This is a genomic window from Pseudomonas sp. AC463 (assembly GCF_979253585.1).
In genome coordinates, this window is the sequence record NZ_CEEDDZ010000008.1 from 78,091 (window position 1) to 99,364 (window position 21,274).

The 21,274-nt window shown below is 62.2% G+C and carries 17 protein-coding genes; 9 read left to right on the forward strand and 8 right to left on the reverse strand.

The features are described from left to right. Nucleotides 1–94: 94 nt before the first annotated feature. Nucleotides 95–862: a hydroxyacylglutathione hydrolase gene (gene gloB, locus AC0IYH_RS12110; RefSeq protein WP_471834509.1), complete on the reverse strand. Its 768-nt coding sequence runs from the start codon at nt 860–862 to the stop codon at nt 95–97. A 65-nt stretch (nt 863–927) separates the two neighbouring features. Here gloB and AC0IYH_RS12115 point away from each other — a divergent pair, with 65 nt between their 5' ends. The 5 genes from AC0IYH_RS12115 to AC0IYH_RS12135 all read left to right on the forward strand — a co-directional run bounded on the left by AC0IYH_RS12115 (nt 928) and on the right by AC0IYH_RS12135 (nt 5,963). Beyond that, nucleotides 928–1,686, forward strand: a complete 759-nt coding sequence (locus AC0IYH_RS12115) for a methyltransferase domain-containing protein (protein ID WP_116629980.1) — start codon at nt 928–930, stop codon at nt 1,684–1,686. Nucleotides 1,687–1,718: 32 nt separating this feature from the next. Next, nucleotides 1,719–2,171, forward strand: a complete 453-nt coding sequence (rnhA, locus tag AC0IYH_RS12120; protein ID WP_003173571.1) for a ribonuclease HI — start codon at nt 1,719–1,721, stop codon at nt 2,169–2,171. A gap of 64 nt (nt 2,172–2,235) precedes the next feature. Beyond that, the gene (dnaQ, locus tag AC0IYH_RS12125; protein ID WP_163821452.1) at nt 2,236–2,976 is read left to right on the forward strand and encodes a DNA polymerase III subunit epsilon; all 741 of its coding nucleotides are present in this window, start codon (nt 2,236–2,238) and stop codon (nt 2,974–2,976) included. A 141-nt stretch (nt 2,977–3,117) separates the two neighbouring features. After that, nucleotides 3,118–5,373, forward strand: coding sequence for an Orn/Lys/Arg family decarboxylase (locus AC0IYH_RS12130; RefSeq protein WP_471834511.1), 2,256 nt, complete (start codon nt 3,118–3,120; stop codon nt 5,371–5,373). Between the two features lie 8 nt (nt 5,374–5,381). Next, the gene (locus AC0IYH_RS12135) at nt 5,382–5,963 is read left to right on the forward strand and encodes a GNAT family N-acetyltransferase (RefSeq protein WP_116630016.1); all 582 of its coding nucleotides are present in this window, start codon (nt 5,382–5,384) and stop codon (nt 5,961–5,963) included. Here the strand turns inward: AC0IYH_RS12135 and AC0IYH_RS12140 are convergent. Then, nucleotides 5,960–6,853, reverse strand: a complete 894-nt coding sequence (locus AC0IYH_RS12140) for a LysR substrate-binding domain-containing protein (protein WP_116629978.1) — start codon at nt 6,851–6,853, stop codon at nt 5,960–5,962. The two genes, AC0IYH_RS12135 and AC0IYH_RS12140, sit on opposite strands and share 4 nt — an antisense overlap. Nucleotides 6,854–7,008: 155 nt before the next feature. On the opposite strand from AC0IYH_RS12140, the gene AC0IYH_RS12145 reads away from it, so the two are divergent. After that, the gene (locus tag AC0IYH_RS12145; protein WP_471834513.1) at nt 7,009–7,353 is read left to right on the forward strand and encodes a hypothetical protein; all 345 of its coding nucleotides are present in this window, start codon (nt 7,009–7,011) and stop codon (nt 7,351–7,353) included. Between the two features lie 63 nt (nt 7,354–7,416). On the opposite strand, the gene AC0IYH_RS12150 is transcribed toward AC0IYH_RS12145, so the two are convergent. Continuing rightward, nucleotides 7,417–7,653 (reverse strand): hypothetical protein, encoded by a 237-nt coding sequence (locus AC0IYH_RS12150; RefSeq protein WP_016979714.1) that lies wholly within the window; start codon nt 7,651–7,653, stop codon nt 7,417–7,419. A gap of 225 nt (nt 7,654–7,878) precedes the next feature. Between AC0IYH_RS12150 and AC0IYH_RS12155 the strand changes: the two genes are divergently transcribed. Next, entirely contained in the window at nt 7,879–8,436 is a 558-nt protein-coding gene (locus tag AC0IYH_RS12155) for an NADPH-dependent FMN reductase (RefSeq protein WP_471834515.1), read from the forward strand. 68 nt (nt 8,437–8,504) lie between these two features. On the opposite strand, the gene poxB is transcribed toward AC0IYH_RS12155, so the two are convergent. Continuing rightward, nucleotides 8,505–10,229 (reverse strand): ubiquinone-dependent pyruvate dehydrogenase, encoded by a 1,725-nt coding sequence (poxB, locus tag AC0IYH_RS12160; RefSeq protein WP_471834516.1) that lies wholly within the window; start codon nt 10,227–10,229, stop codon nt 8,505–8,507. 90 nt (nt 10,230–10,319) lie between these two features. Next, a complete protein-coding gene (locus AC0IYH_RS12165; RefSeq protein ID WP_471834518.1) occupies nt 10,320–11,540 on the reverse strand; it encodes an NADH:flavin oxidoreductase/NADH oxidase family protein in 1,221 nt (406 codons plus the stop codon). 71 nt (nt 11,541–11,611) lie between these two features. Here AC0IYH_RS12165 and AC0IYH_RS12170 point away from each other — a divergent pair, with 71 nt between their 5' ends. After that, entirely contained in the window at nt 11,612–12,022 is a 411-nt protein-coding gene (locus AC0IYH_RS12170; RefSeq protein ID WP_471834519.1) for a MerR family transcriptional regulator, read from the forward strand. A 63-nt stretch (nt 12,023–12,085) separates the two neighbouring features. Here AC0IYH_RS12170 and AC0IYH_RS12175 read toward each other — a convergent pair whose 3' ends face one another. The 3 genes from AC0IYH_RS12175 to AC0IYH_RS12185 all read right to left on the reverse strand — a co-directional run bounded on the left by AC0IYH_RS12175 (nt 12,086) and on the right by AC0IYH_RS12185 (nt 14,849). Further along, nucleotides 12,086–12,580, reverse strand: a complete 495-nt coding sequence (locus AC0IYH_RS12175; protein ID WP_012723852.1) for a DUF934 domain-containing protein — start codon at nt 12,578–12,580, stop codon at nt 12,086–12,088. Further along, a complete protein-coding gene (locus tag AC0IYH_RS12180) occupies nt 12,564–14,222 on the reverse strand; it encodes a nitrite/sulfite reductase (RefSeq protein WP_116629971.1) in 1,659 nt (552 codons plus the stop codon). Before AC0IYH_RS12180 ends, AC0IYH_RS12175 begins: the two co-directional genes overlap by 17 nt. A 411-nt stretch (nt 14,223–14,633) precedes the next feature. Further along, on the reverse strand, nt 14,634–14,849 hold the full coding sequence (locus tag AC0IYH_RS12185; protein WP_116629969.1) for a DUF2970 domain-containing protein: 216 nt from the start codon (nt 14,847–14,849) through the stop codon (nt 14,634–14,636). Between the two features lie 131 nt (nt 14,850–14,980). On the opposite strand from AC0IYH_RS12185, the gene AC0IYH_RS12190 reads away from it, so the two are divergent. Further along, on the forward strand, nt 14,981–21,256 hold the full coding sequence (locus tag AC0IYH_RS12190) for an NEL-type E3 ubiquitin ligase domain-containing protein (RefSeq protein ID WP_471834522.1): 6,276 nt from the start codon (nt 14,981–14,983) through the stop codon (nt 21,254–21,256). Nucleotides 21,257–21,274: the final 18 nt, after the last annotated feature.

Sequence of the window (21,274 nt, forward strand, 5' to 3'; positions counted from 1 at the left end):
TGGAAGTAAGTTCCGGGCAAAAATGTCGGGCGATTCTAGAAAGCACTTTGGTTCCGGTCAACCATTCAGAAATTACGTATCAGATTGCATCCTGTTAGAACTTATCTTTCCACGCCCTCAAACTAGCAAACACCTCGGCCCCAGAGCGGTTGTCGCGGCCATTCCGTTCGTCCGCTTTTTCTTTAACGGATGTTTCAGGGGTACGTAGAAAAGGGTTAGTACGTTTTTCCAGGGCCAGATTGGAGGGCAGCGTCATCTCGCCGCGAGCCCGCAATTTCAGGACCTGTTCCACCCGTTCGGCTATATCGGCATTGTCCGGTTCCACCGCCTGGGCAAATTTGAGGTTGCTTTGTGTGTATTCGTGGGTGCAGTACACCAGGGTGTCGGCGGGCAGGGCGGCCAGGCGTTCCAGCGAGGTGTGCATCTGCTCCGGGGTGCCTTCGAACAGGCGGCCGCAGCCGGCGGCGAACAGGGTGTCGCCACACAGCAGCACGCCCTGGTGATAAAAGGCGATATGGCCGAGGGTATGGCCGGGGACGGCGTACACGTCGAAGTCCCAGCCCAGCACGCTGATGCGGTCGTTATCGTGCAGCGCCACATCGCGCGCCGGGATCTTTTCACTGGCCGGGCCATAGACCTTGGCGCCGGTCACGCTTTTGAGCTGTTCGACGCCGCCGACATGGTCATGGTGATGGTGGGTGACGAGGATGTCGCTCAAGGTCCACTGCGGGTTCTGCTGGAGCCACGCCAGTACGGGCGCGGCATCGCCGGGGTCGACAGCGGCGCAGCGTTGCGAATGCGGGTCCTGTAACAACCAGATGTAGTTATCGGTGAAGGCGGGCAGGGCACTGATCTGTATCATTCTTCGATTCGCCAAGCTGAACACATTGGTGCATCTTAGAACGTCTAGGCGAATTGGAGAATGCAATGACTGATAAAGCGTTCGCCCAGGCCGATCCTGAGTGGCTGGCCCTGATCAGCGCCGCGCGCGAATGGCTGTCCGGGCCGATCGGGCAATTTCTGCTGGATGAAGAACGGCGCATGCTCGAAGACGAGCTGGGGCGGTTCTTCGGCGGTTACCTGGTGCATTACGGCCCGTCGGCCCAGACCCCGCCCGCGGCGCCGCAGGTGCAACGCAATGTGCGCCTGGGCGCGCCGTTGCCGGGGGTGGAAATCGTGTGCGAGGAACAGGCCTGGCCCTTGAGCGAGCACGCCGCCGATGTGGTGGTGTTGCAGCATGGCCTGGATTTCTGCCTGTCGCCCCACGGTTTGCTGCGCGAAGCGGCGAGCAGTGTGCGCCCGGGTGGCCATTTGCTGATTATCGGCATCAACCCCTGGAGCAGTTGGGGCTTGCGCCATGTGTTCGCCCATGACGGCCTGCGCCAGGCGCGTTGCATCGCGCCATCACGGGTGGGCGACTGGCTGAACCTGCTGGGCTTTGCGCTGGAGAAACGCCGCTTCGGGTGCTATCGTCCGCCGCTTGCCTCGACCAAGTGGCAGGCACGCCTGGCCGGCTGGGAACGCCGCGCGGGGGCCTGGCAACTGTCGGGTGGCGGCTTCTATTTACTGGTCGCACGCAAGATCGTGGTCGGGCTGCGGCCGGTGCGCCAGGTCGCCCGTCAACCGATGGGCAAGCTGGTGCCGATGCCGATGGCCAAGGTCAATCGCAAGCAAAGCGAACCGTAAAATCCTCTTTTTGATTTAAGACCGAGTAACCGATGACTGACAGCGTAGAACTCTTCACCGATGGCGCCTGCAAGGGCAACCCGGGCCCTGGCGGCTGGGGGGCATTGCTGGTGTGCAAGGGCGTGGAGAAGGAGTTGTGGGGCGGCGAAGCCAATACCACCAACAACCGCATGGAGCTGATGGGCGCCATTCGCGGCCTGGAAGAACTCAAGCGGCGCTGCAACGTGCTGCTGGTGACCGACTCGCAATACGTGATGAAAGGCATCAACGAGTGGATGGTCAACTGGAAGAAGCGCGGCTGGAAGACCGCCGCCAAGGAACCGGTTAAAAATGCCGACCTGTGGCAATTGCTCGACGAGCAATGCAATCGCCATGACATCACCTGGAAGTGGGTGCGCGGGCACATCGGCCACCCGGGTAACGAACGCGCCGACCAGTTGGCCAATCGTGGCGTGGACGAAGTGCGCGGCTACAAGCAGAGCTGATGCCCGTCACGTGTTAACATCGCGCCCTTTGTATACCACCGTTGAGAGCTGAACCCTGATGGCCATCCGATCTGTTGTACTCGATACCGAAACCACCGGCATGCCGGTGACCGACGGCCACCGGATCATTGAAATCGGTTGTGTCGAGCTGATGGGTCGGCGCCTCACCGGGCGTCACTTCCACGTCTACCTGCAACCGGACCGCGACAGTGACGAAGGCGCGATCGGCGTCCACGGCATCACCGACGAGTTCCTCAAGGGCAAGCCGCGTTTCGCCGAGGTGGCCGACGAGTTCTTCGAATTCATCAACGGCGCCCAGCTGATCATCCACAACGCGGCGTTCGACGTCGGCTTCATCAACAATGAATTTGCCCTGATGGGGCAGACCGATCGCGCGGACATTTCCCGGCACTGCTCGATCCTCGACACCTTGATGATGGCGCGTGAGCGTCACCCCGGCCAGCGCAACAGCCTCGATGCGTTGTGCAAGCGATATGGCGTCGACAACTCCGGTCGTGAACTCCACGGCGCCTTGCTCGACTCCGAGATTCTCGCCGACGTCTACCTGACCATGACCGGCGGGCAGACCAGCCTGTCCCTGGCGGGTAATGCCTCCGACGGCAGTGGTTCGGCAGAGGGTTCGGGCAACCGTCCTTCGGAAATCCGCCGTTTGCCGGCAGACCGCACGCCCACCACGATCATCCGCGCCAGCGAGCAGGACCTGGCCGAGCATGCGGTGCGGCTGGAAGCGATTGCGAAGTCGGCGGGTGCGCCGGCGTTGTGGACCCAGTTGACCCAGCAATAACCCTGCCTGAACGCAATCAAAAGGTGGGAGGGGGCAAGCCCCCTCCCACAGTTGATCTCCATCACTTACGAAATCTTCATTCGCGTCATCGCCGCCCAGCTTCTACCCTTGAGTGCATAGCCCTCAGGACTTCACGCCCCCATGTACAAAGACCTGAAGTTCCCCGTTCTGATCGTGCACCGTGACATCAAGGCCGACACCGTTGCCGGTGACCGGGTCCGAGGCATCGCCAAAGAACTGGAACAAGAAGGCTTCAGCATCTTTTCCGCTGTGGACTACGCCGAAGGCCGGCTGGTTGCCTCTACCCATCACGGCCTCGCGTGCATGTTGATTGCCGCCGAAGGCGCCGGCGAGAATACCCACCTGCTGCAAAACATGGTCGAGCTGATCCGCCTGGCACGGCTGCGGGCGCCGAACCTGCCGATTTTCGCGCTGGGTGAGCAAGTCACCCTGGAAAATGCGCCGGCTGACGCCATGAGCGAACTCAACCAGCTGCGCGGCATCCTTTATCTGTTTGAAGACACCGTGCCGTTTCTGGCCCGGCAAGTGGCCCGTGCGGCGCGCACGTACCTGGATGGCCTGTTGCCGCCGTTTTTCAAAGCCCTGGTGCAGCACACCGCCGACTCTAACTACTCCTGGCACACCCCCGGCCATGGTGGGGGCGTGGCCTATCGCAAAAGCCCGGTGGGCCAGGCGTTTCATCAGTTCTTCGGGGAAAATACCCTGCGCTCGGATTTGTCGGTGTCGGTGCCCGAACTGGGCTCGCTGCTCGATCACACCGGGCCCTTGGCCGAGGCCGAAGCCCGCGCCGCGCGCAACTTTGGCGCCGACCATACGTTCTTCGTGATCAACGGCACGTCGACCGCCAACAAGATCGTGTGGCACTCGATGGTCGGGCGCGATGACCTGGTGCTGGTAGACCGCAACTGCCACAAGTCGGTGTTGCACTCGATCATCATGACCGGCGCGATCCCGCTCTACCTGTGCCCGGAGCGTAACGAGCTGGGAATCATCGGCCCCATCCCCTTGAGCGAGTTCAGCCCCGAGTCGATCCGCGCCAAGATCGAGGCCAGCTCGCTGGCCCGGGGGCGCCCGCCGAAGGTCAAGCTGGCGGTGGTGACCAACTCCACCTACGACGGCCTGTGCTACAACGCCGAGCTGATCAAGCAGCAATTGGGCAACAGTGTCGAGGTGTTGCACTTTGACGAGGCCTGGTACGCCTATGCGGCGTTCCATGAGTTCTTTGCCGGGCGCTACGGCATGGGCACCTCGCGCACCCCGGACAGCCCGCTGGTGTTCACCACCCATTCCACCCACAAGTTGCTGGCTGCGTTCAGCCAGGCGTCGATGATCCACGTGCAGGACGGCGGCGCGCGCCAGCTGGACCGTGATCGTTTCAACGAAGCGTTCATGATGCATATTTCTACCTCACCTCAGTACAGCATCATCGCCTCGCTGGACGTGGCGTCGGCGATGATGGAAGGCCCGGCCGGGCGCTCGCTGCTGCAGGAAATGTTCGACGAAGCCCTGAGTTTTCGCCGCGCCCTGGCCAACCTGCGCCAGCACATAGCCGCCGCCGACTGGTGGTTCTCCATCTGGCAACCGCCTTCGGTGGCGGGTATCGACCGGGTGGCAACCGCGGATTGGCTGTTGCAACCCGAGGATGACTGGCACGGCTTTGGCGACGTCGCCGAGGATTACGTGCTGCTCGACCCGATCAAGGTGACCCTGGTGATGCCTGGCCTGAATGCTGGCGGCGCCCTGAGCGACTGCGGGATTCCGGCGGCGGTGGTCAGTAAATTTCTCTGGGAGCGTGGGTTGGTGGTGGAAAAGACCGGCCTGTATTCCTTCCTCGTGCTGTTTTCCATGGGCATCACCAAAGGCAAATGGAGTACCTTGCTCACCGAGTTGCTGGAGTTCAAACGCAGTTACGACGCCAACGCCAGCCTGGCCAGTTGTTTGCCATCGGTGTTTGCCCAAGGCCCGGCGCGTTATCAAGGCCTGGGTTTACACGACCTGTGCGATCAGTTGCATAGCTGTTACCGTAGCAACGCGACCGCCAAACACCTCAAGCGGATGTATACGGTGTTGCCCGAAGTCGCGATGAAACCGGCGGATGCCTACGACCAACTGGTCAGGGGTGAAGTGGAGGCCGTGTCCATCGATGCCTTGCCAGGGCGCATCGCCGCCGTGATGCTGGTGCCTTATCCGCCCGGCATTCCGTTGATCATGCCGGGCGAGCGCTTTACCGAGTCGACGCGATCGATCATTGACTACCTGGCTTTCGCCCGTACGTTCGATAGCAGTTTTCCCGGTTTTGTCGCGGATGTTCATGGGTTGCAACACGAAGATGACGGCAGTGGTCGTTGTTACACCGTCGACTGCATCAAGGGTTAAGAATGTTTATGCAAGCTGTCATGAACCCGAAGTATCCAGGGCTCAGTGTACGGGTCGCCGACGAAGGCTTTGATGCCTACGTATGGGGCAATGACTTCAGCTTTGAGGTCAGCGCCTACGGTGAGCCGCAGATGGGCAAGCGCGTCGATCAGTGGCCTGTGGAGCGCATCCTGCCGTACCGCAAGTGCTATGGCATCGACCCCGAGGAGTTCGCCAGTTTTCGCGATGCGCCGGACAGTGCGATTTTCATGGCTTACCTCGATGATCGGGCAGTGGGGCACATTGTGGTCAGCACCAATTGGAATGGCTTTGCCCACGTCGACGAGCTGGCGGTGGTGTTGCCCGCGCGCCGACATGGCGTGGCCAAGGCCTTGCTGGACGTGGCACAGTTCTGGAGCCGCAAGAAAAACCTGCCGGGCATGATGCTCGAAACCCAGAACAACAACCTGGGCGCCTGCCGTTTGTATGAGCGTTGCGGTTACGTCATGGGCGGGATCGACCACCTGCGTTATCGCGGCATCGACCCGCAAACCCGCGAAGTGGCGATTTTCTGGTACCGGTTGTTCAAGACCGAAGTCGCGCAGCCTTAACCCGCCAACAGGCCTTCAGCCTTCTGCGCAACGATTTCCAGCAGCGCATTCAGTGCCGGTGAAGCCGTGGCCTCCTTGAGGGTCAGCGCATACAGGCTGACCAGTATCGGCGGCGACACCGGGCAGGCGTCCAGCCCGGCCTCGCGCGCGCCGTAGGCGGTGAACGGGTCGACAATCGCCAGGCCTTCTCCCGCTTCCACCATGCTGCGCATCATCTGGTAGGTCTGCACCCGTGTCTGCACCACCGGCAACGGGCGCAAGGCTTGCAGCTTGGCGTCCAGTTGGCGACTGAGCGGGTCTTGGCCTTCAAGACCGATCATCGATTGCCCGGCCAAATCCTGCAGCGCAATGTACTTCTGCCTGGGCTTGAGCCAGCCATGGGGTGCGAGCAATTGCAGTTTGCCCTGGGCCAGCACGCTGCTGTGGATTTGCGGGTGTTCCGGGTCATGGAGGCTCAGGCCCACGTCGGCGTCGTGCAGCAGCAGGCTCCTGACGATGTCGCGGGTGGGCTGGCTCGACAGGTTGCACGGCGTGTCCTGAAAGCGCCGGCGCAGCAGCGCAATGCTTTGCGGCAGCAACTGATTGGCCAGGGGCGGAGTGCACAGGGCGCGCAGGGTCGGGGCGTGATGGTGTTTCAAACGGCTGGCCAGGCGTTGCACCGGTTCCAGGGCTTCATATAGGTGGGCGATTTCGGCCTGCAATTCAAGAGTCTCGCGGGTGGCTTGCAAACGCCCACGCACACTGGCGAACAGCATGAAGCCCAATTGCTGCTCGGCGTCCTTGAGCGCCGCGTCTACATCGCCCACGGGGAGTTGCAACCATTCGGCGGCCGTGCCGAGGTGTCCGGTCTGCAAGATGGCCTGAATCACTTCGATATGACGTAAACGCATCGCCGGAGTCTATGTGCAGTGCGGTGGGGTTTCAATGGCACAGGCCGGCCAGCGCAAAAAAGACTGCGCGCTGATCTGGTGTTCGGCCCAGACCTCATTAGAATGGCTCCACCGATCACTGACGACCAATACAACAAAAATAGGTCCGGTCCCACATGCCTACTCCCTCGATCTTCCTCGGGGTAACGGCCAAGCAACTCCTGGTCCTGGTGACCGTGGGGTGCGTGGCTGCTTATCTGTTGAGCAATCACGACGAAACCACGCCGGAAAACCTCGCGCTCGAAACGTTTATCCGTTCCCAGGAACAGGTGGGCGAGCAGGTCGGTGCCGTGCTGGGTATGACAATGGTCAGGCAGGTGGTGGCGTATCCGGCGAACAACTCGCCAGGCTACAAGCGCTTGATGTATGCAGTGGAGGGCGAGCGGGGGCGGTTGCTGGTGACGCTTAAGGCGGTGGAGGGTGATGCGGGGGTTGAAGTGACCGAGATTCGCCGACCCTGATCGCCCGGCCCAGTCAATGCCGTCAATGGCCAGGACTGAGCAGGTACGTTCGGGGGATCGAACTTATGAGGCGAGGGTCGTTTGCGATTCGCGCACAAGAATGGTGCCCGACTGGATCAGTTTGAACTCATCGCCTTCCAGTTTTTCTACACGGTCGCCAATGGCCAGCTTGTAGGTGGTGGTGGGGGCCGAGCCAGCCAGGTCGCCTTGCGCCGGGTTGGATTCCTGGAACTCATGCACCGAGTACACGCGTCCTTCTGCGTCTCTGGCATGAAACTGTCCGACTAGTACTGCTGCCATCTGTTTAGAACCTCTGGAGATAAACACTCGATTTGCGGTTCTGTAGACCGTCATAGAGCGGGGTAGTTTACCTATGGAAAAAAATAAAATTCGATGATGTTTTCAGACGCTTCCTACGCAGTGTGCTGCGAGACAAGCGCCCGGGGAATTCTCAAAACCTTCTGGTGATCGCGCCGTGAAGCCTCTATAACTACAGCTCCTTTAGTCAGACGTCGGGAAACCTCAATGAGCAAGGTCTACACGATTGCCGTCCTGGTTGGCAGCTTGAGAAAAGACTCGATCAACCGCAAAGTCGCGCTGGCATTGGCCGAACTGGCCCCTGCCAACCTGAAGTTGAACATTGTGGAAATTGGCGATTTACCGCTCTACAACGAAGACATCGACGGTGCGGCACCGCCGGCAGCCTACAGTACTTTCCGCCAACAGGTGAGTTCATCCGACGCGGTGCTGTTTCTGACCCCTGAATACAACCGTTCCGTGCCCGCCCCATTGAAGAATGCGATTGACGTGGGCTCCCGCCCGTATGGGCAAAGCGCGTGGAGTGGCAAGCCGGGGGCGATCATCAGTGTGTCGCCGGGCGCCATTGGCGGTTTTGGCGCCAACCATCATCTGCGCCAGTCGCTGGTGTTTCTTGATGTGCCGTGCATGCAGCAGCCGGAAGCCTACCTGGGCGGCGCGGGCAGTGTGTTTGATGACAGCGGCAAGGTGTCGGAAAAGACCAAGCCGTTCCTGCAGGCATTCATTGATGCCTATGGTCAGTGGGTAGAAAAACAACACGCCTGATCTGACAATCAGATCGAATGTGGGAGGGGGCAAGCCCCCTCCCAGAATCAGTGAAATGCAGTTCCAGCTCAGCGCAGCCAGTTGGTGCGCGCCAGCTCAATCACCTCATCCCCGCGCCCGCTCATCACCGCCTTGAGCATATACAGGCTGAACCCCTTGGCCTGTTCCAGCTTGATGCTCGGCGGCATCACCAGTTCCTGAGTGGCGGTGACCACATCCACTAGCACTGGGCCATCATGGGCCAGGGCGCGGCGCAGGGCGGGTTCGAGGTCTTCGGATTGCTCCACGCGAATGCCAAGGATGCCCATGGCGTTGGACATGGCGGCAAAGTCCGGGTTTTTCAGCTCGGTGCCGGCGTCCAGATAGCCCGCAGCCTTCATTTCCATCGCGACAAAACCCAGGGACGAGTTATCGAACACGATGACTTTGACCGGCAGGTTCAACTGCGCCAGCGAGATGAAATCCCCCATCAGCATCGCGAAGCCGCCGTCGCCGGACATCGAGATCACCTGCCGCCCAGGGAACGCCGCCTGCGCGCCAATGGCCTGGGGCATGGCGTTGGCCATCGAGCCGTGGTTGAACGAGCCGATCAGGCGGCGCTTGCCGTTCATCTTCAAGTAACGCGCGGCCCACACGGTGGGTGAGCCGACGTCGGCGGTGAAGATTGCATCCTCCTCGGCCAGTTCGCTGAGCAAGCGCGCCACGTATTGCGGGTGGATAGGGCGATTGGCCTTCGAAGGCTGCGCCAGGTCATCCAGGCCCTGGCGGGCTTTTGCGTAGTGCTTGAGTGACGTGTCGAGAAAACTGCGATCGGCCTTGCGCGTCAGACGCGGCAGCAAGGCGTCGATGGTTTCGCTGACATCCGCAGCGATGCCCAGGTCCAGCGTGGCGCGACGGCCGAGGGCCTGGGGGTTGCGGTCGACCTGGATAATCCGGGCGTCGGTGGGGTAGAACTGGCGATAGGGGAAGTCGGTGCCGAGCATGATCAGCGTGTCGCAGTCGAGCATGGCGTGGTAGCCGGAGCTGAAGCCGATCAGGCCGGTCATGCCCACGTCGAACGGGTTGTCCCACTCCACATGCTCCTTGCCGCGCAGGGCGTGCACCACCGGGGCGCCGAGGGCGTCAGCCAGGGCCACCACCTGGGCATGGGCGCCGGCGCAACCGCTGCCGCACAGCAGGGTGGTTTTCTGGCTGCTTTCAAGGATTTCGGCAAGACGTTGCAAATCCGCTTCCGCCGGCAACGTGCGCGGTGCGTGCAGGGCTGGCCAGGGCTTGAGCGTATCTTCCACTTCGAGCAGCGACACGTCCCCCGGAATCACCACGACTGCCACGCCACGATTGAGGATCGCCGAGCGCATGGCGCGGTGCAGCACCTGGGGCATCTGCTCGGGGTTGGTCACCAGTTCGATAAAGTGGCTGCATTCCTTGAACAGTTCCTGGGGATGGGTTTCCTGGAAGTAGTTCAAGCCAATCTCGGACGAGGGGATCTGCGCGGCAATCGCCAGCACCGGCACATGGTTGCGATGGCAGTCGAACAGGCCATTGATCAAATGCAGGTTGCCCGGCCCGCAGCTGCCGGCGCACACCGTGAGTTCACCGGTGGCGGCCGCTTCGGCACCGGCGGCGAACGCGGCGACTTCCTCGTGGCGCACGTGCATCCACTCGATGCTGTCCATCGTGCGCAGGGCGTCGGTGAGGCCGTTGAGGCTGTCGCCGGTCAGACCCCAGATGCGCTTGATGCCCGCCTGTTCAAGGGTGGTCGCCAGTTGCTGGGCCAGGTTGATTTTCGCCATGAAGAACTCCAATCGTCAGTGAGGTTAAAAACTGCTGATCAATAGGGGACAGTTCGATCACGGCGAATGCTCCGCCTTAAATCATGAAGATTACGTCATGGCCGCGCGGTATTGGCGGGTGCGCCGCGCGATAAACCATTGGTCACGCACCAGGGCCAGCCAGGGCGCGACCTTAGCATTCGGCAGGCGACCACGGCTCAGGCGGCGCATCTGGTCACGCACCACCGCCAGGGTGGCGAGGGAGGCCAGAGGCTTGCGCTTCCAGTCGATGGGTTTGAGTTGCGGGTTGAGGTCGCGGCCTTCGCGCCAATGTTTGATCAGCTGTGGCTCCAGGGTCAGGGCGGTGGCGATGCCGGCCATGGCGATGCCGCTGTCCAGCACCTGCTGCACGATGGGCAGGCGGCGAATCCCGCCGGTGACCATCACCGGCATGCGGGCGACGCTGGCCATCTGCGCGGCAAAGTCGAGGAAGTACGCTTCACGGGCCAGGGTCCGGCCGTCCCGCGCTTCGCCTTGCATGGCCGGGGCTTCGTAGCTGCCGCCGGACAATTCCAGCAGGTCGATGGGCAGCGGGTTGAGCATTTCCACCACTGCACGCGCATCGGTTTCATCGAAACCGCCGCGCTGGAAATCCGCCGAATTGAGTTTGACCGCCACGCAAAACGACGGGCTGACGCTGGCGCGCACGGCGTGGATCACTTCCAGCAGCAGGCGTGCGCGGTTTTCCAGAGAACCACCCCAACGGTCGGTGCGGTGGTTGCTGAGCGGCGAGAGAAACTGGCTGAGCAAATAACCGTGGGCACCGTGGATTTGCACACCGGTAAACCCGGCTTGCTCGGCCAGGCGCGCGCTGGTGGCGAAGCGTTTGATCACGTCCTGGATATCGTCTTCGGTCATGGCCCTGGGCTTGGCGAACATCTTCGAAAAGCTGCCCAAATCCAGCGCGACAGCGGACGGCGCCAGCGCTTGCTGACCCAGGTTGGCCATGGTCTGGCGCCCCGGGTGGCTGAGCTGTACCCAGAAGTGCACGCCTTTGGCCCGGGCCACGTCGGCCCATTCGCGGAAGCTGGCCAGGTGTTGTGCGTTTTCCAGGGCCACGCCGCCGGGGCCGGTCATGGCGCGGCGGTCAACCATCACATTGCCGGTGATCAGCAGGCCGGGCTCACCGTCTGCCCAGGCCTGGTACAGCTGCTTCAACTGGCGGGACGGGGCCTGATTGGCATCGGCCATATTCTCTTCCATCGCCGCCTTGGCGATACGGTTGGCGATGACTTGGCCGTTGGGCAGGTGCAAGGCTTCAAAGGGTGACATGGGTTGACTCCTGAGCGGGGGAGGCCTCAGGCTAAGCTTAAAGTTAACTTTAATGTCAAGCAGGCGTTGGGATGAATATTGGGGAACTGGCAAAACAGAGCGGTTTGGCGGCGTCGCGTATCCGCTTTTATGAGACGCAAGGGCTGATCAGCCAGGTCGGGCGCCAGGCCAATGGTTACCGGCGTTATTCCGAGGAAGCCTTGCAAACCCTACAGTTGATTCAGAGCGCGCAGCAGGCCGGGTTTACGTTGCAGGAGCTCAAGGCATTGATGCCGGCGCCGGGCGAGCACAAACGCGAGGAATTGATTGAAGCGCTGGAACGCAAGGTGGCGCAGATCGAAGAGATGCAGGCGCAACTGGCGCGTAGCAAGGCGCAGTTGCTGGGTGTGATCGAGGCGGTGCGGGCGCAACCGGAAGGGGTGCCGTGCTCCATGGGGCAGAAGCAGATGCTGGCGTCGATTAAGCCAAATGCACAATCCTGAATATGCAGCCATTCGAATGTGGGAGGGGGCAAGCCCCCTCCCACATGAATTGTGTTGCAGTAATTAGCGGCGGCGGAACAGCGGCAGCGGCTCATCCGTTGCAGCCTGGTACGTCACCGAGAAGTCCTTGAGGCTTTCCAGCGCTTCGTACGGGTCTTTGTCGGCGCGCAAGGCGAAGGCATCGAACCCGCAGCGGCGCAGGTAAAACAGCTGGTCGCGCAGCACATCGCCAATCGCCCGCAGCTCGCCCTTGTAACCATAACGGTCACGCAGCAGGCGCGCGTTGGAGTAGTTGCGACCGTCGGTGAAGGCCGGGAAGTTCAGCGCGATAACCTGGAAATGCTCCACGTCTTCGCCGATTTCCTCGGCTTCTTCATCGGCGTCCAGCCATACACCCAGGCCGCCGTCGCGGGCCTTGAGGGCGTGGCCGTGCTCGCGCCACAACGCCAACGGCACGATCAGGTCGTCGCAGTTGGAGATGCCGTCGAAGCTCGCGTCCTTGGGCAGCAGGTGCCAGGTTTCGTCGAGGACTTCGTTGTTCTTAATGATTCGCTGCATAGACGCGCTCCTTGAACAGGTCAATGCCGATGCGCTGGTAGGTGTCGATGAAACGCTCATCTTCGGTGCGCTGTTCGATGTACACGTCGATCAGCTTGCCGATCACCTCGGGCATGGCTTCCTGGGCGAAGGACGGGCCAAGGATCTTGCCCAGGCTCGCATCGCGGCTGGCGCTGCCACCCAGGGACACTTGGTAGAATTCTTCGCCTTTCTTGTCCACGCCCAGGATGCCGATGTGGCCGACGTGGTGGTGACCACAGGCGTTCATGCAACCGGAGATGTTCAGGTCCAGCTCGCCGATGTCGAACAGGTAGTCCAGGTCGTCGAAACGGCGCTGGATGGATTCGGCAATCGGGATCGACTTGGCGTTGGCCAGGGAGCAGAAATCGCCGCCCGGGCAGCAGATGATGTCGGTCAGCAGGCCGATGTTCGGCGTGGCGAAACCGCCTTCGCGCAGCTCGCCCCAGAGGGTGAACAGTTGGCTCTGCTCGACGTCCGCGAGGATGATGTTCTGCTCGTGGGAGGTGCGCAGTTGGCCATAGCTGTAGCGGTCGGCCAGGTCGGCGACGGCGTCCAGCTGCTTGTCGGTGATATCGCCCGGCGCTACGCCGGTCGGTTTCAGCGACAGGGTCACGGCCACATAACCCGGCTTCTTGTGCGCCAGGGTGTTGCGGCCACGCCAGCGGGCAAAGCCTGGATGCTCTTTATCCAGCGCGGCGAGTTCGGCGTCCTGATTGCTCAGGGCCTTGTACTCAGGGTCGACGAAGTGCTTGGCGACACGGTGCACTTCGGCTTCGGTCAGGGTGGTCTGGCCGCCGCGCAGGTGTTCCATTTCGGCGTCGACTTTCTGGGCAAACACCTCAGGGGTCAGCGCCTTGACCAGGATCTTGATTCGCGCCTTGTACTTGTTGTCACGACGGCCATAGCGGTTGTAGACCCGCAGGATCGCGTCGAGGTAGCTGAGCAGGTCCTGCCACGGCAGGAACTCGTTGATAAACGCGCCAACCACCGGGGTACGGCCCAGGCCGCCACCCACCAGCACGCGGAAACCCAGCTCGCCGGCCGCGTTGTACACCGGCTCCAGGCCGATATCGTGTACTTCGATGGCAGCGCGGTCCGAGGTCGAGCCATTGACGGCGATCTTGAACTTGCGCGGCAGGTAGGCGAATTCGGGGTGGAAGGTGGTCCACTGACGCACGATCTCGCACCACGGGCGCGGATCGATCAGCTCGTCGGCGGCGACGCCGGCGAATTGGTCGGTGGTCACGTTGCGCAGGCAGTTACCGCTGGTCTGAATCGCGTGCATCTGCACGGTCGCCAGTTCAGCCAGGATGTCCGGCACATCTTCCAGCGCCGGCCAGTTGAACTGCACGTTCTGGCGGGTACTGATGTGGGCGTAGCCTTTGTCGAAGTCGCGGGCAATCTTGGCCATCATGCGCATCTGGCGCGAAGTCAGCTGGCCATAAGGCACGGCCACCCGCAGCATCGGCGCAAAGCGCTGAACATAAAGGCCATTTTGCAGGCGCAGAGGGCGGAACTCTTCTTCGCTCAGTTCACCTGCCAGATAGCGTCGGGTCTGATCACGGAACTGCTTGACGCGGTCCTCAATGATGCGCTGATCGTATTCGTCGTATACGTACATATAGGTCCTGTTCTCGGCAAATCTGCGCGCACGGCCGCGCACTCCCAACGGAGCCGGCGCACGATACCAGTTTGCGTTTATGCGCAAAAGTGATGTTTGAGTATATGCAAATAACCAAATTGAATAATGAGAACGGTTATCGGGATACCCACATTTGTCATGCGGGCAATCCTCAACTTTACTGTGAGCGTGTTTACCTGCAGTCACCTACAAAACCGACAAGAGGCGATGCGATGAGCAATTCGACAAAAGCCCGTAAACCCGACAGTACCGTGGATGCCTGGGCGATTTTATTCTTGATAATCCTGGTGGTGGGAACTGCCGTGTTCTGGGTCAGCCATCAATAGGAAGACGGCGTGATCCTAAGGCAAAAAATGAGGGAGCAGCCGCGCTGCTCCCTCATTTTTTCGCCTACACGCCAGCCAGGTGCAGCACCAGCTTGACGATGCCGAACAGCGCCAAGGCAAAGATCGCCGTGAACAGAACTCCCAAGAGCACAAAGTGGCTGGGCTTGCCGTGGGTGAAGTCGCGGGCGCGGTTTTTGCCGCTTTGCACGCCGAATGCCGCTGCCATCACGCTGTGCAGCATCTGCCAGAACGTCGGTGGTTTGTTGTTGGAGTCGTCCATGTGGCCCTCGGATCGTGGTGACAAGCCCAATGCTCCCCACAGGATAGTCAACTTATAGCTATTTACTGCCTTGCAGGGCGGCGTGGCCGTTGTACTGGAACTCTTTAACCCGAGTTTCCAGGAGTCACCTCATGGCCCTTTCAACCCCAGCGCCGGACGAAGGCCTGCACACCGCGCTGATCAAACACCGCCTGCCACTCTGGCTCACCCACAGCGCCAGCGCGGATATCCGCCGTCTGCGCGGTGGCGTGCAGCCCGGCCCGGCGCCTGCCTGGCTAAGTGATGCCCCGGCCGAGCTGCGTGCTGCCCTGAGCGCTAGCCAGCTGCGCAGCCACGCGTCCAACCAGGTCTTGGCCAAGACCTTGAAACCGCTCAAGGGCCCGGCCGCCTTTGCCCAGCCGTTGCTGGAGGCCGCATTGCAACAGCGTTTCGGGCAGGCCCCCGACGTGCATCAAAACGCCTTGTTCTATCTACGTTATCGCCAGGCCACCGTGCAGCACACCTTGCTCCAGGCTGCCTTGTTGAATTTCGAGGGCAACGAAACGTTCTCCGAGGTGGCGCTGGGTGAAACCAGCGCCCTTGCCCCCGTCGGGGCGTTGAAAACCGACTACGGCACGTTCACGCGAGGCGGATGGCCGGCGCGCTATCGCTACACCGAGAAGTTGCCGATAGCGCCGCAGGACTTCGCGACGATGTGTCGCCACCTGGACCTGGGCAAGCAGTACCAGAACCATTTGAAGCAAGTATTCGACGCGCCGGACACAGCACTCCAGGTTCGCGCGCAGATGATCCAGGCACAAAAGGACCTGCTCGCGGTGCGGCTGCACACGGCGCGGATCAAGCACGAGGTCAGCGCGTCGTTCTATGCCGTGTTGCTCAAGCTGCTGGCCGGCGCTGAAAGGCTCACGCTGGACGGTCGACCCTTGGGTTACACCCAGTTGTCGGTCCTCGGTTGCCCCTTGGGCGAAGTGGTGCTGATCGGCCCGCCAGCCGGGCGTTTGGTCGCCTGGATTGCCGGCGCGCCGCTGTACCCGCTCAAGGAATATGCGTCGATGCAGGCGTTTGAAAAAGACTTGGCGATCAACCTGCGCTCACGCACTTATCAGCGGCTGTTGGCCAGCCGCGTGCCACAGGGCGATGCGCCAGCCTTTTTCAAGCGGCTGCAAGAGAAGCTCTTTACCTACCGCTGGAATGCGGCCAAGGGCGTCCAGGAGCAGGTCTACGATGAGCAGATCAACCTGAACCTGCGCGAAAGTCGCATCACTGGCGAGCTGTTTGGCGCGCTCTACGAAAAACATGTGCAACGCCTCAAGAAGGGTGCCCTCAAGCTCGCCGTGCCGACGGCCGAGGCCGATCGCAAGGCGGCCCAGGAGCGCCATCAGTACTGGCTCGGCCTGGGCATGAACCTTTTGAATGTGGCGGCGTTTTTTGTGCCCGGGTTGGGCGAGTTGATGTTGGTCGTGACGGCCATTCAAGTGGGCATGGAGGTGTACCACGGCATCGAATCGTGGAAGCAGGGCGACCTGGATGCGGCCTGGGCCCATCTGGAATCGGTGGCGCTGAATGTGGCCTTTATGGCAACGCTGGCGGGCACGGGCGTGCTGCTTAGGCGCCCACCAATGATTCAAGTGTCGAAATGGGTCGACGGCCTGGTGCCGGTCAAGCTGCCCAGTGGTGAAGCGCGCCTGTGGAAGCCCGACCTTGAACCCTACCGCAGTGACGTGGTGCTCGACCCGGCGCTGCAGCCCAATGCCCAGGGCCAATACGAGGTAGATGGCAAAATCTATGTGCGCATCGGAGCGGGCGTCTACGAAAAAGGCTTTGATACCCAACTGAAAAAATGGCGGATCAAACACCCGCGCGACCCCGAGGCCTACCAGCCGGAACTGCACGGCAACCAGGCCGGAGCGTGGCGTTCTATCCACGAACGACCTCGGGACTGGTCGCGCCTGACCCTGCTGCGGCGCCTGGGGCATGCAACCCGCAGCTTCGCCGACGACACCCTGTTGCGCATTGGCGATATCAGCGGCGCATCCGACGAGGCACTGTGCAAAATCCATCTTGATGGTTCGCCTTTGCCGGCACCCCTGGCCGATACATTGCGGCGGTTCAGGGTTGATCAGCCGACCACTTTCGCCGAAGCCCCGTTGCGCGACAGCGAGTGGCTACAGCGGCGTTTCCCGGGGCTGCCCAGGGAGGCCATGGCTGAGGTACTGGCGCAGGCCAGCGAGCCTGAGCGTGTGCAGATCCGCAGCAGCGGCCGGGTGCCGGCGCGGCTGGACAACCTTGCGCGCGCCCAGGCCCAGCAAGTGCGCTTGAGTCGGGCGATCGCCGGGCTGCACCGAGACAGCCTGGCCAGCGCCGACAGCGATCGCCTGGCATTGCACAGCCTGGAGCAACTGCCGGGCTGGCCGGGGAATATTCGCCTGGAGGTGCGCGCGGACGCCTTCGACGGGGTATTGCTGGACAGCATCGGCCCTGAAGCGGCACCGGTCCGTAGATACCTGGTCAAGCACGACGGTACCTTCCTGGCCTGTAACGAGCGCGGCGAGCCGCTGGCCAACGCTGTGCCCGATGCGCACAACGCGTATCAATCGATCCTGCAGGCCTTGCCTGAGGCCGCGCGGCGCGATATGGGGTTTGCGCGGGTCGGCCAAGAGGCCGAGTTGCAACGCGCGTTGGCCGATTATGCGGTGAGCCATCGCACACGCATGAGTGCCTTCCTGAAGCAGCGCGTGGCGCGCTCCAGGCCGCAATGGCGCCTGTCGAACACGCGCGCGGGGTTCACACTGAGTGGTCGTGGTGACGCGTTTGCCGTGGATGCCTCCCTGGTGACTCGGGTGCAGGATTTGTACCCCGAACTCAGCAGCGAGCAGGCCAGCCGTTTTGTGCGGGCGCGGTTGCGTGGCGGCGACACGACGCAGCAGGTGTTCAACCTCCTGGCGAACCGACGGCGCGAGTTTGACACCCTGCGCGCCACCCTTGAGGAATGGGCACAGGCAACCGGTGAACCCCTGCATCTGCCCTCCGCACGCCGGCAAGTTGCTGAGGCGCTGACGCAATGTTGGCGGCAAAACCTGTATCGCGGGATACCGCCCCATGCGCGATTCAACCTCGGCGTTGAGCACCGCCTGCCGGCCTTGGCGGCAGATTTTTCGCATGTACAGGCCTTGCGGTTGGAGGGCCCCGCGCTGCTGGGTGACGACGGCGCGGCGTTGTTCCAACTGTTTCCCCGAGTACAGCACCTTGAAGTGTCTGTGATGCAGGCCGACCTGGGCTCCGTGGGCGAGCGTTTGCGCGACTTGCCGGGCATCACCCAGCTGTCGATCAATGGCCCTGAACTGAATCTGGCCACAGGGCTTGAGCCTGTATTGACCGGCATGCCACAGCTGGAGCGGCTGGCCCTCAGGGGAGCCCTGGAAAGCCTGGATGTCAGTGGCCTGACAGACCTGCGAACCCTGGAAGTCAGCGGGTCGCTCGCGGCGTTCCCCGAAGGGCTTGTGATGCTGGAACGGCTTGAAGCCGCGAGGCTGCAGGACACACGGATTTGCACGGTGCCCGAGGCCGTCTTTGCCGGGCATGAGCGGCTGTGGCGAGGCCTGGAATTGAACTGGTCGACGTTTGAACCCGAAGCGGCCATGCGCGTGTTTGATTACCTGCACGATAACCCGGCGCATCTGGTGGATGAGGCGCAGTGGGTGCAAGCGTATTGCGCGGGTGCCCTTCGCTCCATGAAGGGCGCGTTGGCCCGTGATGTGCCGTCGCAGCTTTCAGGGCGTGCGCGCGTGCTGCAGGTCAATGAATTGCGCAATGAGCACCGGCAATTACTCGCCGAGCTGGAGGCTTGGAAAACCCGCGGGCTGGAGGTTGGCCGTCAGCAGCAGGAGGGGGTCTACCGCGAACGCGCGGCCGACAATGTGCTCGCAAGCTGGCGTGAAGGGCTTGACCGTCGCGTGGCAGGCGATACCGCGCCAGGCGAGGCCTACACCGACAGCCTGGACCTGTCGGGAGGCGGCCTGGCGAGCCTGCCGCAGTTGCCGATGCAGGGCTTTGCCCACGTGCGGTTTTTGAGCCTGAACGGTATACGCGTGTCCGTCGAGGCGTTGGATGGGCTACTGGACCAGTTCCCAATGCTGTACCGACTGGACCTGGCCCGCAACAGCCTGGCGCTGTTGCCGTCGCGGCTGAGTGAGCTGCGCCTGCTCGAGCACCTGGATCTTTCCTATAACGAGCTGACGCTGACACACGCCATGCAGCAGCAGTTGAATGAATTGGGCAACCTTCAGGAACTGAGCCTGGCATACAACCGGGTGGGCCGCTTGGACGTACGGGCGTTGAAGCAATTGCGTGGTTTAAACCTCAGCCATAGCGGCATTGCCACGTGGCCCGAGGGCGTGCTGGACTTGCCCGCGCTGCGCCGCCTGGACTTGAGCCACAGCGCAATCACCGAGATCCCCGCGCAGGCGCTCACCGAGCATCAAACGCTCATGCAAGGCACCCAACTGCGGGGCTGTCGCCTGGGGCCGCAGGCGCTTGCGGATTTACAACGTTTCGAGCCGCCCCTGCCCCCCAGCGTCAATGCCGAGCTGCAACGCCTTGCCCAGCATCTGGAGCCCCAGGCGCTGGCCGAGTTGCAACGCCGCATGCTTCAGCACATGGGCGGTGACGCACCGCTCGGCATCCCCCGCGACCTGCTCGCGCGGGGCCTCACGGGTTGCGATCCCGAATATTTCCCGCTGGAAGTCGCGGACGACCCTGGCCTGTTGCTCGATGTGCCCGAGGGCTTGCCAGGTGGTGAGCAGCAGCAAATGCTGACGCGCCAGTTGAATACCTGGATCGATATTCGCGCCTACCGCGAGGGTAGTGGCTGGGTCAGTGCGGTTGACCGGCGCCGGGCGGCAGACCGAATCCTGCAAAGCTGGCGAAACCACCTGCACGCTCAGCCGGAGGGCGACGCAACCACGCTGGATTTGTCCGCGCTGTGCCTGGGCGACTTGCCCGCGCTGGGGCATCGCTTCGAGCATGTCACCACGCTGAACCTGAGCGCCGTCCGGCTCACGGAGCAGGGCTCTAACGGGTTTGTGCGCGCGTTTCCTCAACTGCGTCGTCTGATCCTCAGTCGCAACGGGCTCAGCCGGTTGCCGCCGGCGGTGCACGAATTGCCGGCGCTGGAGGCGCTGGACCTGGGCGGCAACGCCTTTAATGACCTGGACATTACCGCGCTCCCCCGGTTGGAAACCCTCGACCTGCGCGACAATGGCCTGACGGACTGGCCGGCGGGATGCCTGGCGGCGCCGCGCCTGCGCAACTTGAACCTGAGCAACAACCGCATCGAAAGCATCCCCGACGATGCCTGGTACCCGGAGCACCTCGGCTTGATGGCTGGCACGGACCTGTCCGATAACCTGCTGCTGGCCCCCGACCTGCGCAGGTTGCACGACTATTTCCTCGACACCGGCCATGGCCTGGGTTTTTCCGAGGCCGAGATTGACGAGTTGCTGGACGGCTACGAGGAGACGAGCGAGGACGAGGGAGAGGCGCATCCCGAATTACAGTCGCCTCAGGCGCAGAAAAACCAATGGTGTTCCGAAGTGTTGGCGGATTCGAAAAAACAGGCGCTATGGGACGAACTCAGCGCCGCCGAAGGCAGCGCCGACTTTTTCTTCATCCTTTCCCAACTGAGGTATGCCGAGGACTTCAGCCGCGATCGCATCGAGCTGACGCGTCGGGTCTGGGACGTGCTGGAAACTGCACACCAGAGGCCTGAAGTGAGGGAGATGCTGTTTGCCAAGGCTGCGCAGGCGACGCAGACGGTTACCTGCGGCGATGGCTGGAGCCTGTTGTTCAGCGACCTGGAGATTGGCGTTTATGAGTTCAAGGCGCTCAATGCAGTGGCGCCGGGCGAGGAGGGTCTCAGCCTGTTCAAGTTGGCTCGCGGCATGATCCGCCTGGAAGAGGTCGAGGCCAGCGCCGCGACTGCCATCAGCCAACGCCCGCGAGTCGACCCGGCCGAAGTACGCCTGGCCTATCGGATTGGCCTGGCAAAAAGGCTGGGACTGCCGCGTCAGCCGTCCAGCATGATCTACCAGGACCTCGCGAACGTACCGCAGGCGGATATCGACAGTGCCTACAGCCGCATCATCGCCGGCGAAAGCGCCCCGGCATTTGCCGACAAGCTGGTGGCGCGCAGTTATTGGGTGGAATACCTGAAGCGAAAGTATCCCGCCGAGTTTGCCGAGCAGGCGCGGCAGCATAATGCCAGGGTCGACGCCCTGGACGCACGGCACGCGGACCTCAACCCGCAATACCTGGCGGACTCAGTGGTACTGGACCGCCAGCGTACCCAGGAGGCGACGGCGCTTGCATTGCAACTGACGGCGCGCGAGCGCACCGCGTTCGGCGTGTAAACCGGGGGGGGCGGCTGA